This window comes from Terriglobia bacterium (genome assembly GCA_020073185.1).
Classification (GTDB): domain Bacteria; phylum Acidobacteriota; class Terriglobia; order Terriglobales; family Acidobacteriaceae; genus JAIQGF01.
Genome location: JAIQFT010000022.1, coordinates 24361 through 37949, shown reverse-complemented (window position 1 = coordinate 37949; position 13589 = coordinate 24361). Strand labels below are relative to the sequence as shown.

Genomic DNA, 13589 nt, shown 5'->3' with positions numbered 1-13589 from the left:
CGGTTTATTCGAACCGGAGCGCTTCGATGGGATCCAGGTGTGCGGCCTTGCGCGCCGGATAGAAGCCGAAGAAGATGCCGACCGCCATCGAGAAGACCACCGCGGCAACGATGGCCATGGGCGAAATCAGAACTGCCCAGCCCAGCGTCTTGGTGATCACCAGCGAGGAGCCGACGCCGAAGACGATTCCAATCGCCCCGCCGATCAGGCTGAGCACCACCGACTCGCTCAGGAACTGGCGCTGCACGTCCTGCTCGGTGGCGCCGATGGCCATGCGGATGCCGATCTCGCGGGTGCGCTCGGTTACCGACACCAGCATGATGTTCATGATGCCGATGCCGCCCACGATCAGCGAGACGCCGGCAATGGAGGCCAGCAGCAAGGTCATGACGCGCGAGGACTGGTCGGCGAGCTCGGCGATGTCGGCCAGGTTGCGGACGAAGAAATCGTCGTCCTGTCCGGGACGGATGCGGTGGCGGTCGCGCAACAGCAAGCTGATCTGCTGCTGGGCGGCGTAGGTGGCCGGCTGCGAGACCGCCGAAACCATGATGAACTGCAGCCAGTTTTGGCCGGTGATTTTCTTCTGCAGCGTGGTGATGGGCACGACCACGGTATCGTCCTGATCCTGGCCCATGCCGGTCTGGCCCTTGGCGGCGAGCACGCCCACCACCTGGAAGGGCAGGGTGCCGATGCGGATGGTGGTGCCGATCGGGTCGGTGGCGCCGTACAGGTTCTGGCGCACGGTCGCGCCGAGGACGGCGACGTTGGCAGACTGGGTGACGTCGTCCTGGGAGAAGCTGGAACCAGCGACGATGGGCCAGTCGCGAATGTCGAAATACTGCGGCTCGGTACCGTTGACGCGCGTAAACCAGTTCTGGTTTTCGAAAACCACCTGCGCGCTGGTGCCGCTGCCGGGCGCGGCTTTGGCGACGGTGGGGATTTCGCGCTGGATGGCCTTCATGTCGTCGTAGACGAGGGTCTTGGTCTGGCCCCAGCCCATGTGCAGGCCGCCGCGGGTGACCGTGCCGCTGGAAATGAAGAGCAGGTTGGTGCCCATGGAAGCGATCTGGTCCTGGACCTTTTGCTGCGCGCCCTGGCCCACGCCCACCATGGCGATGACGGCGCCGACGCCGATGATGATGCCCAGCATGGTGAGCACGGAGCGCATCTTGTTGCGGGCAAGAGCGCGGAGAGCGATTTTCAAAATGGCTGCGAATTCCATATAGCTACTCTCTTAAGTCTATCGGTCTTTCGGTTCGTCGGTCCATCGGGTTGTCGGTTATCGGTTGTCGGTTCTCGGTAAAACCAGATTCCTCGCGGGCTGAAGCCCGGAATGACAAACCTAGAAACACGCCATTCGGCACGGCTGAAGCCGCGCCCTTCCCAAAACTAATCTTCCGCCGTCGGCATCTTCAACAAGACATCGGCGGCGCGCGGGCGATTGCGAGCCACGTCGTCGCGGCGAATCTTGCCGTCGCGGAAGACCACGATACGTTTGGCGAACTGCGCAATGTCAGGCTCGTGCGTGACCAGCACGATGGTCAGGCCCTGATCGTTGAGTTCCTGGAAAATCTGCAGGATCTCGACCGAGGTGCGGCTGTCGAGGTTTCCGGTAGGCTCGTCGGCCAGCAGGATCGAAGGCTGATTCACCAGGCCGCGCGCGATGGCAACGCGCTGCTGCTGCCCGCCGGAGAGTTGCGACGGGAAGTGGTCCATGCGGTCGCCGAGCCCCACCATGTTCAGCGCCTTCTCGGCGCGCGCGGTGCGCTCGTTCTTGTCGAGGCGCGCGTAGAGCGTCGGCAGCTCGACGTTCTCCAGCGCAGTGGTGCGCGCCAACAGGTTGAAGCCCTGGAAGACGAAGCCGAGCTCGCGGTTGCGAATGGCGGCGAGCGCGTTCTTGTCGAGTTCGGAGACGTCGGTGCCGTTGAGCGAGTAGCGGCCGCTGCTAGGCTTGTCGAGGCAGCCGAGCAGGTTCATGAAGGTGGACTTGCCGGAGCCGCTGGAGCCCATGATGGCGACAAACTCGCCGTGCTGGATGTCGAGCGAGACGCCGCGCAGGGCGTGCACCTTGGTCTCGCCGAGGTCGTAGTACTTGTGCACGTCGGCGACGGAAATAACGTTCTGCAGGTCGCGTTGCGTGGTTGCGAGATCGGGTTGGAGTACGGTTGCCATAGTTTCCTTGTTCATTGTGCCGTCCCTACGGGACTCTGTTGTAATCTTTTCTGGTCTCACCCGGGACTTACGTCCCGGGCTATGAACTGTCGCGCGCCGCGCTCTCCGGGGCTGAAGCCCCGGACTGCTTCGGACCCCGTTTCGCTGCCCTGCGCTTCCACCTGGCACATGCGAGGGCGCGTGTGTCGCACAATCCTAGTCAACACGGGTCGGAGACCCGCGCCACACAGTTCCTTACCTTCCGCCTACGCGCGGGGCGCCGCCCATGCCTGGCGCGGAGCCGCTGCTTGCGCTGGCGGGTTTGGAGCTCGAAGCGGATCCGGTCACGAGTTGATCGCCCTGATTCATCGCGCCATGCAGCACCTGCGCAACCTCAGTGAAAGTGTGGTCGGTGATGCCGGTCTTGATCTGCACTGGAACGAGCTTCTTGTCCGCGGTTTGCTTCCAGACAATCGCAGTGTCCTGCGAGGCCGGACGCGGCTGCTGCGCCAGTGCGTTTGCGCCAGCGCCGCTGGCACTGCGGGTCTTGCCCGGGCGCGAGGAAGTTTTCGGCGTGATGCCGGCCTGCTGCTCGAGCGCGGCAATCTGCTCCGGCTTCAGGTCGGGCGTGAAGCGCAGCGCACCGTTGGGAACCTTGACTACGTTGGTCGCGCTGGCAACGGGAATGGTCAGGTAGGCGGTCATGCCCGGAAACAGCTTGGTGTCCGGATTGTCGAAGTCAATGATCGTGTTGTAGGTGACGACGTTCTGCACGGTCGTGGGATTCATGCGGACCTGCGAAACCACGCCGCGGAAAGTGTCGCGTGGGAAAGCGTCCACCTTGAAGGTCACTGGCCGGCCGACCTGCATCTGGCCAACGTCGCTTTCGTCGGTGGCGGCATAGACCTGCATTTTGGTGAGGTCCTGCGCGATGTTGAACAGCGTCGGCGCCTGCAAGGAGGCGGCGACGGTCTGGCCGACGTCGATGTTGCGGGCGACCACGGTGCCGTCAATGGGCGAGCGAATGATGGTGTGGCCGAGATTGGTCCGCGCCACCGCAACCGCCGCGGCTTTCTGCGAGACCTGCGCCTCGGCCTGCGCGACTTGCGCCTTGGCGGCATTCACGCCAGCCAGCCCGGTATCGTGGTTCGCCTTGGCCTGGTCGAGTTGCTGCTGCGCGACCACGCCTTCCTTGGCGAGCGCCGTGTTGCGCGCGTAGTCGGCGGAAGCCTGCTCGGCGGTGGCCTGCGCCTTTACCAGACCGGCTTTAGCAGCCGCGAGGTTGGCGCGCGCGTCCTGGAGATCGGCCTGCGCCTGCAACAGCGCACCGCGGAAGAGCGCGGGATCGATTTCGGCAATCACCTGGTTGCTCTTGACGTGCGAGTTGAAGTCGGCGGACAGCTTGGAAATGGTCCCGGAAACCTGCGAGCCGACCTGCACGGTGGTGACCGCGTTGATGGTGCCGGTGGCTTCGACGACGTCGTGAATGTCGCCGCGCTCCACGCTGGAGGTGAAATACTGCGGTGCAGACGTGCGGCCGAAGTCGAAGGCGGCGAATATGCCGACCGCAATCACCAGAGCCGCGACAACCATCCATTTGCTCTTGAGGTATTTCATAAGATTTCTCCGACTGCTACTCGATTGAACCCGGATGCAGAAGCTGTGCGGGTAAAGAGTCGGTCAGCGAGGAGTAAAGGTTTGTAAGTGCGGTAGGCAGTCGGTAGTCGTTGGCCGGAGTCGCTAGTCGTTAGTCGTTGGCCGATACGGGAAGCGCGGGAGAGCGGCCCCGGTTGGCCCGTTCGGAGGAGCATGAAAGGGGCCGCTGGTCCCGCGGGGTCAGCGGCTGGTACAAGAGGCTCAGCCGCTGGCCTGGTGCCCGGGTCTTGGGCGAGCACCGGTTCTTCCGACAGTTAAGCACAGCGGACGGCGTCAGCAGGTAAAGAGTCGTCAAGAAGAGTAAAGGTTTGTAAAGTCAGGGGTCGGTTCAAGACGGCGGTGTACAACCTAAGGCTGAGGGGCGCGGAAAATGCAAGGTCCGTCGACTCGCACGACGACCCAGGTTGGCCGGTCTCGGCCGCGTCCCGGCGCAGGTTGAGCTTGATTTCGATATTTCTGCAGAGCCAGCGTTTATCTATATATTTGAGGATTGCACCGCAGGAAGCAAGATGGAACGTGTGCTGATTGTCGATGACGACGTGGAGCTGTGCGAGCTGGTGGCGGAGTACCTGACGCCGGAGGGGTTCGAAGCCGAGGCGGTGCACAACGGCGAAGAAGGCCTGAAGCGGGCGCTTTCGGGCGAGCACGCGATCGTCGTGCTGGACGTGATGCTGCCCGGGATGAACGGGTTGGATGTGCTGCGGCGGCTGCGGGCGGAGTCGCGAGTACCGGTGCTGATCCTGACGGCGAGGGGTGACGACGTGGACCGGATTGTCGGGTTGGAGATCGGCGCCGACGACTACTTGCCGAAGCCGTTCAACCCGCGCGAGCTGATGGCGCGCATTCGGGCCATCCTGCGGCGCACGCAACCGCCGACGTCCCCGTCGCTGGAGAAGATCACGGTGGGCGACGTGGAACTAGACCCGGCGGCGCGCGCCGTGTGGCGCGCGGGCGAGCCGGTGGAATTGACGTCGGTGGAGTTCGGAATGCTGGAAGCCCTGATGCGGGCCGCGGGACAGGTGGTGACGCGCGACCAGTTGGCGCAAACGGTGCTGGGGCGCAAGTTCATGCCGTACGATCGCAGTATTGACATGCACGTCAGCAAACTGAGGAAGAAGTTGGGGGACGGGGACGGAGCGGAGCGGATCAAGACGATTCGCGGCGTCGGTTACGTGTTCGCGCGGCCGAGCGACCCCCCCAGCAGGCCAACAGCGGGCCTGCCGGGGACCCCGGACGAGGGGGGATGCTAAGCGATGCGCAGCCTGTTCCTCAAGATCTTCCTGATTTTCTGGGTGACGCTGGTCGTGGTCGGCGCGGTGCTGATTTATACCTGGGGCATCCAGCCGGAGGTGATCGTGTCGCGCTGGCGCGGGGCAACCAGCGACGCGGTGGCGCTCTATGCGCAATCGGCGGCGGAGGAACTGGACCGCTACGGCATGGTGGCGCTGAATAATTACTTTCAGCGGCTGGAAGTGTCGTCGCACATTCGGGCGGCGCTGTTCGACGAAAACGGGCAGCCGATCGCGGGCAAAGCGTCGAAAAGCATGCGCGAGCTGGCGCCGCACGCGGGCCAGGGCGGGGAGCCGGCGTTCCTCATCCAAGGGTCGACGGCATCGGCGGCGCAACGCACGATCGGGCCGTCCGGGCGAGTGTACATCATGGTGGCGGAGATGCCGCGGGGGCCGGTAGGCACGGTGCGGCGACTGGCGCGGGCGCAGATCGAACAGTGGGCCGCGGCCATCCTGCTTTCCGGACTGATCTGTTACCTGTTGACGCTGTACCTGACGCGTCCCATCCTGCGGCTGCGGCTGGCGACGCACGCACTTTCGGCGGGCGACCTGAGCGCGCGCGCGCCCGCGAAACTGGAGGGCAGGCGCGATGAACTCGGCGAACTGGTACACGACTTCAACCAGATGGCGGACCGGATCGAACGGCTGATGATGAGCCAAAGGCAACTGCTCAGCGACATCTCGCACGAGCTGCGGTCGCCGCTGGCGCGGTTGAACGTGGCGCTGGGACTGGCGCGGCAAAGAGCAGGCGCGGAGGCTGCGTCGTCACTGGACAGGATTGAGCTCGAGGCCGAGCGATTGAACGAGATGATCGGAAAGCTGCTGTCGCTGGCGCGCATGCAGGGCGCGGCCATACCGCCGGAAAAATCTCGCGTGCAGTTGGACGAGATGGTGAAGGAAGTGGCAGCCGATGCGGAGTTCGAAGCGCAAGAGCGGAATTGCACGGTGCGAGTAGTGGGCAACATCGAGTGCGCGACCGAGGGCAGCCCGGAGTTGCTGCGCAGCGCAGTGGAAAACGTGGTGCGCAATGCCGTACGGTACACCGCCAGCGGCAGCGAAGTGGAGATCACGCTGGCGAACCTCGATTCGAACGCGGAGATCACGGTGCGCGATCACGGCCCGGGCGCGCCGGATTCGGAACTGCAGAATTTGTTCCGTCCGTTTTACCGCGTGGCCAACGCTCGCGAGCGCCAAACCGGGGGCGTGGGACTGGGATTGGCGATCGCCGATCGCGCGGTGCGACTGCACGGCGGAACGGTGGCGGCGGCCAATGCGCCAGGGGGCGGGTTGGTGGTGAAGATCAGGGTGCCGACGCAGTGCGGGTGAGTTGATTCGTAATGTTGCAATTTTGGATTGGCAATTTGTAATTTGCGGGCCTTAGTTTGATTGCTGCTCTGTGGTTCCCGGTCGCTCCTATCCTCCAACAAACATAGCTCTCCGTTCGCGGCAAAACCAGGCGCGAGTACAGGATGACAGACTGACGGGCGATACAGGCGAGGACGCGTGTGCCGCTTGCGCGTGTCACGTGCGAAGCGTGCGCACAGGCAATGGTGATGCGGGTCACAGGGAATCTGGCGTCACCGGGAGAGGTGTTGGAGGTGACATGACGAGGTGATGCTCATCACTGCGGGGGCGTGAGCGCGGACCGAGAATCGCGGATGAGCGAGGGTTCGTGCGCACGGATCAGAAACCCGTGCCCTACGGTATCGCTATGCGGGGCGGGCAAATGAGAGCGAAGACGGCCACGGTCGCGCTAGGCATCCTGCTGGGAGTGGCGCTGGGGGTGGGGTCCTACACCTTCATTTATGCGCGCGGCTACTCCTACCTGTCGAACAATCCCGAGTCGTGCACCAACTGCCACGTGATGAAGGAGTACTACAGCGGGTGGCAGAAGGGGAGCCATCACGCGGCGGCCAAGTGCAATGACTGCCACACGCCGCCCGGGCTGCTGGCCAAGTACGCGACCAAGACCAGCAACGGATTCTTCCACTCGCTGGCATTCACGTCGGGACGGTTTCCGGATTCCATTCAAATGAAGAATCGCAATCACCGGGTGACGGAAGAGGCTTGCCGCAATTGTCACCAGGACGTGGTAGCGGCGGTGGAGGGCACGCACCGGGAAGCGGCGCAGATGAGCTGCATCCGCTGCCACGCGTCGAGCGGACATTCGGAAGCGGTGGCTTCCACCAACACTTCTCTGGAAGGGAACCTGCCATGAGCAACGAGACAGCGAAAGAAGCAACCATCAATCGGCGCCTGCTGACGATCACGGTGGTGCTGGCGGCGATTGCCGCCGTGGCCGCGACCGGGCTGCTGGTGAACATCTTCGAGCACCGGCAGGAGGCGAAGAACCCGTTCTTCAAGACGGTGGAACTGAGCGACAAGATCGACGACCCGGCGAAGTGGGGCACGAACTTCCCCATGCAGTACGGCCTCTACCTGCGGACAAAGCAGGAGGCGGCGACAAAGTTCGGCGGAGATGAAGCGGAGCTGCGCTCGCCGACGCCGGAGGATCCGCGGCCCACGGTGTCGCGTTCCAACCTGGCGAAAGATCCGCGGCTGAAGGCGATGTGGGCCGGCTACGCGTTCTCGGCGGACTATCGGGAGCGCCGCGGACACGAATGGATGCTGGCGGACCAGAAGTATACGGGGCGGCAGAAGTTCGCCAAGCAGCCGGGCACCTGCCTGAATTGCCACGCGTCGCTGTACAAGGCATACCTGGAACAGGGCGAGGGCGACATCACCAAGGGCTTCGAGAAGATCAGCAAGCTGCCGTACGCCGAGGCAGTGAAGCTGGTGAAGCACCCGGTGGCGTGCATCGACTGCCACGAGCCAACCACGATGCAGTTGCGCATTTCGCGGCCGGCGTTCATCGAGGGCATCCGGGCGTTGAAGGCGTCGCAGGGCGTGCCGGATTTCGACGTCAACAAGCAGGCGACCCTGCAGGAGTTGCGCACCTACGTGTGCGCGCAGTGCCATGTCGAATATTACTTCAAGGGCCAGGACAAACGGCTGACGTTCCCGTGGTCGAAGGGCGTGGCGGTGGAGAACATCGTCCAGTTCTACGACGACGAGAAATTCAAGGATTGGGTGCACGGCGACACCGGGGCGCCGATGCTGAAGGCACAGCATCCGGAATTCGAGATGTGGAGCCAGGGAATTCACGCGCGGTCCAACGTGGCCTGCGCTGACTGCCATATGCCGTACCGGCGCGAGGGCGCGCTGAAGATCAGCGACCACCACGTGCGCAGCCCGCTGCTGAACATCAACCGGGCGTGCCAGCAGTGCCATCACTGGGACGAGAAGGAAATCAAGGGGCGCGTCGAAGAAATCCAGACCCGGTTCTTCAACGAGCGCAACGTGGCCATGGACGCGCTGATGGACTTGATCCGCGACATCAACGCGGCCAAAAAGAACGGCGCGACGGATGCGGAGCTGGAACGGGCGCGCGATTATCAGCGCAAGGCGAGCTTCTACCTCGACTTTGCGATGTCGGAGAACTCGATGGGCTTCCACGCGCCGCAGGAATCCACGCGCATGCTGGCGGAGGCGATCAACTTCTGCCGGCTGGGGCAGTTGTCGCTGCGCAGCACCGCGAGCCCGACGGCGCCCATGCAGAAAGCGAGTTTGCAGTCAGCTCCTAGGGGAAAATAACTGAAGCGTTGCACATCGGCGCCCTCGCCCGGCAGAAGATCGCCGGGCGTTATTCTTTGGTAGCTGGGAGTTAGGAGTTAGCCGAATAGTGCGCACAGGCTGGGGTCTGCGATGAAGTTGAGGCTGGAAGCATGAAGAGCCGGAGGGCGGGGATGATCGGCCGATGAATGGTGACCCAGCTATGAGACCCCACCCGGTCCGGCGAACTTGGAGGTAGTGTGCCGCAATTGCAGCCTACCGTGGTGTGATGCAAGTCACAGCTCAAGGTGACATGGTGCCGGCCTGGGAAAATCCCTCGCGGGCGCCGGAGACGCGGCGGATTCGCGGGGGCTAAAAAAAATCAGCCGAACGGGAAGAGTAGCGGAGCCGCGGGCGCGGGCAGAGCATCCTATGTAAAGGAGTGAGTGTAGTTGCGCCTGGTTGGCGACCACCTTATGTTCAAGTCGAATCGAACTCTCCTCGCCCTTGTTCTGATTCTTGCCGCGTCCGGATTGCTGGGCGTGGTCTTCGGTCAACGAACCCAAACCCAGGAAAGCAGCGATGCGGACATGCAACAAAATCTGCGGCAGTTCACGCAGGTGTACGACGTGGTGGAGCAGAACTATGCCGAAGCGGTGAAGCCCGACAAAGCGATCTATGACGGGGCGATCCCAGGCATGCTGCGCTCGCTGGATCCGCACTCGACGTTCTTCAATCCCAAGGCTTTTGCGCAGCTCAACGAGGAGCAGCGCGGAAATTATTTCGGCGTCGGCATGGAGATCGGGCCGCGCGGCGACAAGATCGTTGTGATCTCGCCGTTCGTCGGCGCGCCTGCCTATCGGGCGGGGGTTCGCGCCGGCGATGTCATTATGGCGGTGGACGGCAAATCCACGGACAACATGACCACGGCGGATGTGGCGGACCTGGTGAAGGGCCCGCGTGGTTCGCAGGTGCACATCACGATATTGCGCGAGGGCGCGCAAAAGCCGCTGGAGTTCACGGTGACGCGCGACGAGATTCCGCGTCATAGCGTGGACGTGCACTTCCTGATCCAGCCGGGGATCGGGTATCTCCACATCGGTTCGTTTATTGAGACCACGGAAAGCGAACTAGACAAAGCGCTGGCCGATTTCGGCGACCTGCGCGGTTTGATTCTCGATCTGCGACAGGACCCGGGCGGACTGCTGAAGGAAGCGGTCGCGGTGTCCGACCAGTTTTTGCCGAAGGGGGCGGTGGTGGTGTCGCAGCGCGGGCGGTCGTCGCCGGAAATTGTGTATCGCGCGAAGAAGGGCAACGGAGGCAAGAATTATCCAATCGTGGTGCTGGTGAACCGCGGCACGGCGTCAGCGGCGGAGATCGTGTCGGCCGCGATCCAGGACCACGACCGCGGGCTGGTGCTGGGCGAGAACACGTTCGGCAAGGGCCTGGTGCAGACGGTGTATCCGCTGTCGGACAAGACCGGAATAGCGCTGACGACGGCGAGATACTACACGCCGAGCGGGCGGCTCATCCAGCGCAAGTACACGGGCATGTCGCTCTACGATTATTACAACGGCGCGGGCAGCGAAGACAGCATCGTGGGCCGGGAGGCAAAGACGACCGACAGCGGGCGGATCGTGTACGGCGGCGACGGCATCACGCCGGACGTGAAATTCGCCACCCCGAAGCCGAACCACTTTCAGAACGAGATGCAGATCCGCTACGTCTTCTTCGATTTCGCGAAGCGATACCTGAGCAATCACCAGGTGTCGAAGAGTTTCAGCGTCGACGAGCAGGTGCTGCAGCAGTTCCGCGAGTTCCTCAACGAAAAAAAGGCGCCGTGGACCGAGGCCGACCTGCAGCAGAACCTGGACTGGGTGAAGTCTGGTATCAAGGTCGAATTGGTCACCGAGGTCTTTGGCCTGGACGCAGGGCTGCAAGCGAAGGCGGAAGCAGACCCGGAAGTGGCGAAAGCCGTCGCGCTACTGCCACAAGCGAATCAGCTTAGCGAAAACGCGCGGCGCATCCTGGCGGCAAGAGCCATGGGCGGCCCAGCTTCGAAGCAGTAGCAGCAAGCAACAGGCGTTCTGGGTTTGGAACGCTGTGGCAGACCAGGAACGTCGAGAGTAGTAGTGGTGGGCGGCCCCCAGGGTGCCGCCCCTGCCATTCTTGGGCTGGACGTCAGTTGTGTGACGCGAGTCACCAGTTTCGCAAAGGAGAGGGGTGGGATGCGGCGAGAGAGAATTGCGAGCTGTTTGCTGACCCTGTTGGTGGGCACGTCCGCTTGTGCGCAGGTAGCCGAGACGACGCCACAACAGAATCCGCCGCTGACGATTACGTTGCAGGACGCTCTGCAGCGGGCACGCGGGATCATGCCGCAATTGCTGGCGGCGAACACCGAGGCGGAAATCGCGCACCAGGAACGCGTGCAGGCGCGCGCGGCGATGCTGCCGACGATCAGTTACACAACTTCCTACCTCTACACGCAGGGCAACGGCACGCCCTCCGGCCTGTTCATTGCGAACAACGCAGTCCACGAGTACCTGGCGCAAGGGAATGCGCATGAGGCGCTAAACCTGGGGTGGGGGCAGATTGCCGAGTACAGGCGGTCGGGAGCGGCGGAGGCGTTAGCGCGCGCCAAGGCGGAGGTGGCCACGCGCGGGCTGGCGGTCACCGTGGTGGAGAATTATTACGGATACGTGGTGGCGCAGCGGAAATATGCGAGCGCGCAAGAAGCGAAGGCGGAGGCGGAGCACTTTTTCAAGATCAGCCAGGAGTTGGAGAGTGGCGGCGAGGTGGCGCACTCAGACGCGATCAAGGCGCAGCTCCAGCTCAATGACCGGCGGCGCGATTTCCAGGAGGCGCGGCTGGCCATGGACAAAGCCCGGCTGGCGCTGGCAGTGCTGCTGTTCCCACATTTCACGCAGGATTTTAGTGTCGTGGACGACTTGCATTTTGCGCCGCCGCTAGCCAGTTTTGCGGAGGTGACGCAGGCGGCACAGAAGAACAATCCCGAGCTGCGGGCGGCAGGCGCATCCCTGGAAGTCGCACAACGCGAGGTACAGGTGGCGTGGGCGACGCATTTTCCGTCGCTCACCTTCGATTACTGGTACGGCATTGACGCCGCTCATTTCGCGACCTATACCGGCGGGGTCCGCAACCTGGGATATGCCGCCGAGGCCACGCTGAGCATTCCCATCTGGGATTGGGGCGCGCTGCGGAGCAAGGTGAAGCAAGCGTCCTTGCGGCGCAGGCAGGCGCAGGTGGAGTTAACATTCGCCCAGCGACAATTGCAAAGCAACATGCGGGCGCTTTATGCTGACGCATCCACGGCGCGCACGGAGTTGGACACCTTGCGAAGTTCGGCAGAGCTGGCGGCAGACAGCCTGCGGCTCACCGATCTACGTTACCAGGCGGGTGAGGCAACGGCGCTGGAAGTGGTGGATGCACAGAACACGCTGGTGCAGGCGCGCAACGCCTATGACGACGGAGAAGCGCGGTATCGAGTCGCGCTCGCCAACCTGCAGACGCTGACCGGGACCTTCTAGTTCGCCCGGGGACAAGATGATCATGCTGGACCGCACATGGAACCGCATCGCGCCGTTGCTGTGCTGTGCAGTGCTGGCAGCGGCAGGCCTGTCCGGCTGCTCCCAAGAAGCCGCGAAACGGGGGCCGGTGGTAAGGGTGCAAGTCGCGCCGGCGAAGCGGACGACCATCGAGCGCGTGGTGCAGGCCGAGGCCGTGCTCTATCCCATCCGCGAAGCGGCGATCACGCCGAAGATCAGCGCGCCGGTCAGCAAGTTCCTGGTACAGCGCGGCGACAAAGTTCATCGCGGTCAACTGCTGGCGGTGCTGGAGAACAGGGACCTGGCAGCGGCGAGTACCGAGAACGAGGGCGCCTACGATCAGGCGCAGGCGACCTACGAAACCGCGGTGAAAGCGAATTTGCCCGAGGAATGGCGCAAGGCCGAACTCGACGTGCAGGCGGCGAAGGAGTCGCTGGATGCGACTCGGAAGATGTACGTCAGCCGGCAAGATCTGTACAGGCAGGGCGCACTGCCGCGCAAGGATCTGGACCAGGCGGAAGTGGCGTACGTACAGGCGCAAAACCAGTACGACATCGCACAGAAACATCTGCAGGCGTTGCAGGCAGGCGGAAAGCGGCAGGCGCTGAAAGCGGCGCAGGGACAGTTGGAGGCGGCGCAGGGGAAGTACGCGGGATCGCAGGCGCAACTGAACTATAGCGAGGTGCACAGCCCGATTGCGGGCGTGGTGACGGACCGCCCGTTGTACCCGGGCGAGATGTCGACCGCAGGGACGCCCCTGATCACGGTGATGGATGTTGCGCAAGTGGTCGCGCGGGCTCACATCCCGCAGGAGCAGGCAGCGCTGCTGAAGGCAGGCGATGCGGCAACCATCACGACGCCGGGGAGCGATGAAAAAATCGCTGGAAAGGTGACAATCGTCAGCCCGGCGCTGGATCCGAATTCCACTACGGTGGAGGTGTGGGTGGAGGCGGCCAATCCCGGGCAGAAGCTGCGTCCCGGGTCCAACGTCGAGCTGGAGATGATCGCCGTAAGAGTTGCGGACGCGATTGTGGTGCCGGCCTCGGCGTTACTGAAGAATGGCGAAGGAGCGACTTCGGTAATGGTTGTCGGGCCGGATAGCCGCGCGCACCAACAGGCAGTAAAGGTGGGAGTGCAACAGGGGAACGATGTCCAGATCGCCAGCGGGCTGAAGCCTGGCGACAACGTGATCACCGAGGGCGCCTTCGGCCTGCCCGACAACACGCGCGTGCAGGTGGAGAGCGAACCGGCCCGGGCGAGCCACGAGGGACCGAGCGCGCCCGCCGGCAAACAGGACTGAGCGGGTGGGACTGCG

At 63.4% G+C, this 13589-nt stretch carries 10 protein-coding genes; 7 read left to right on the top strand and 3 right to left on the bottom strand.

The genetic code is table 11. The features are described from left to right. Positions 1-4 precede the first annotated feature (4 nt). The 3 genes from LAN64_09985 to LAN64_09975 form a co-directional block, all read right to left on the bottom strand. Positions 5-1222, bottom strand: coding sequence for an ABC transporter permease (locus tag LAN64_09985; protein ID MBZ5568163.1), 1218 nt, complete (start codon positions 1220-1222; stop codon positions 5-7). 167 nt (positions 1223-1389) lie between these two features. After that, positions 1390-2172, bottom strand: coding sequence for an ABC transporter ATP-binding protein (locus tag LAN64_09980; GenBank protein ID MBZ5568162.1), 783 nt, complete (start codon positions 2170-2172; stop codon positions 1390-1392). 234 nt (positions 2173-2406) lie between these two features. Beyond that, positions 2407-3768: an efflux RND transporter periplasmic adaptor subunit gene (locus LAN64_09975; GenBank protein ID MBZ5568161.1), complete on the bottom strand. Its 1362-nt coding sequence runs from the start codon at positions 3766-3768 to the stop codon at positions 2407-2409. 548 nt (positions 3769-4316) lie between these two features. Between LAN64_09975 and LAN64_09970 the strand changes: the two genes are divergently transcribed. The 7 genes from LAN64_09970 to LAN64_09940 all read left to right on the top strand — a co-directional run bounded on the left by LAN64_09970 (position 4317) and on the right by LAN64_09940 (position 13574). Further along, positions 4317-5057: a response regulator transcription factor gene (locus tag LAN64_09970; GenBank protein MBZ5568160.1), complete on the top strand. Its 741-nt coding sequence runs from the start codon at positions 4317-4319 to the stop codon at positions 5055-5057. 3 nt (positions 5058-5060) lie between these two features. Next, positions 5061-6422, top strand: coding sequence for a HAMP domain-containing protein (locus LAN64_09965; protein ID MBZ5568159.1), 1362 nt, complete (start codon positions 5061-5063; stop codon positions 6420-6422). Between the two features lie 400 nt (positions 6423-6822). Next, a complete protein-coding gene (nrfH, locus tag LAN64_09960) occupies positions 6823-7314 on the top strand; it encodes a cytochrome c nitrite reductase small subunit (protein ID MBZ5568158.1) in 492 nt (163 codons plus the stop codon). Next, positions 7311-8750: an ammonia-forming cytochrome c nitrite reductase subunit c552 gene (locus LAN64_09955; protein ID MBZ5568157.1), complete on the top strand. Its 1440-nt coding sequence runs from the start codon at positions 7311-7313 to the stop codon at positions 8748-8750. The genes nrfH and LAN64_09955 overlap by 4 nt, the downstream gene beginning before the upstream one ends. Positions 8751-9184: 434 nt before the next feature. Then, positions 9185-10777, top strand: coding sequence for a S41 family peptidase (locus LAN64_09950; protein ID MBZ5568156.1), 1593 nt, complete (start codon positions 9185-9187; stop codon positions 10775-10777). Positions 10778-10936: 159 nt separating this feature from the next. Beyond that, complete coding sequence (locus LAN64_09945) at positions 10937-12256, top strand: TolC family protein (GenBank protein ID MBZ5568155.1); 1320 nt, start codon at positions 10937-10939, stop codon at positions 12254-12256. A gap of 22 nt (positions 12257-12278) precedes the next feature. Next, a complete protein-coding gene (locus LAN64_09940; protein MBZ5568154.1) occupies positions 12279-13574 on the top strand; it encodes an efflux RND transporter periplasmic adaptor subunit in 1296 nt (431 codons plus the stop codon). The last annotated feature ends 15 nt before the right edge of the window (positions 13575-13589 follow it).

Coding starts and splice junctions, on each gene's coding strand:
- LAN64_09985 (MBZ5568163.1), bottom strand. CDS start 1,222: ATGGAATTCGCAGCCATTTTGAAAATCGCTCTCCGCGCTCTTGCCCGC.
- LAN64_09980 (MBZ5568162.1), bottom strand. CDS start 2,172: ATGGCAACCGTACTCCAACCCGATCTCGCAACCACGCAACGCGACCTG.
- LAN64_09975 (MBZ5568161.1), bottom strand. CDS start 3,768: ATGAAATACCTCAAGAGCAAATGGATGGTTGTCGCGGCTCTGGTGATT.
- LAN64_09970 (MBZ5568160.1), top strand. CDS start 4,317: ATGGAACGTGTGCTGATTGTCGATGACGACGTGGAGCTGTGCGAGCTG.
- LAN64_09965 (MBZ5568159.1), top strand. CDS start 5,061: ATGCGCAGCCTGTTCCTCAAGATCTTCCTGATTTTCTGGGTGACGCTG.
- nrfH (MBZ5568158.1), top strand. CDS start 6,823: ATGAGAGCGAAGACGGCCACGGTCGCGCTAGGCATCCTGCTGGGAGTG.
- LAN64_09955 (MBZ5568157.1), top strand. CDS start 7,311: ATGAGCAACGAGACAGCGAAAGAAGCAACCATCAATCGGCGCCTGCTG.
- LAN64_09950 (MBZ5568156.1), top strand. CDS start 9,185: ATGTTCAAGTCGAATCGAACTCTCCTCGCCCTTGTTCTGATTCTTGCC.
- LAN64_09945 (MBZ5568155.1), top strand. CDS start 10,937: ATGCGGCGAGAGAGAATTGCGAGCTGTTTGCTGACCCTGTTGGTGGGC.
- LAN64_09940 (MBZ5568154.1), top strand. CDS start 12,279: ATGCTGGACCGCACATGGAACCGCATCGCGCCGTTGCTGTGCTGTGCA.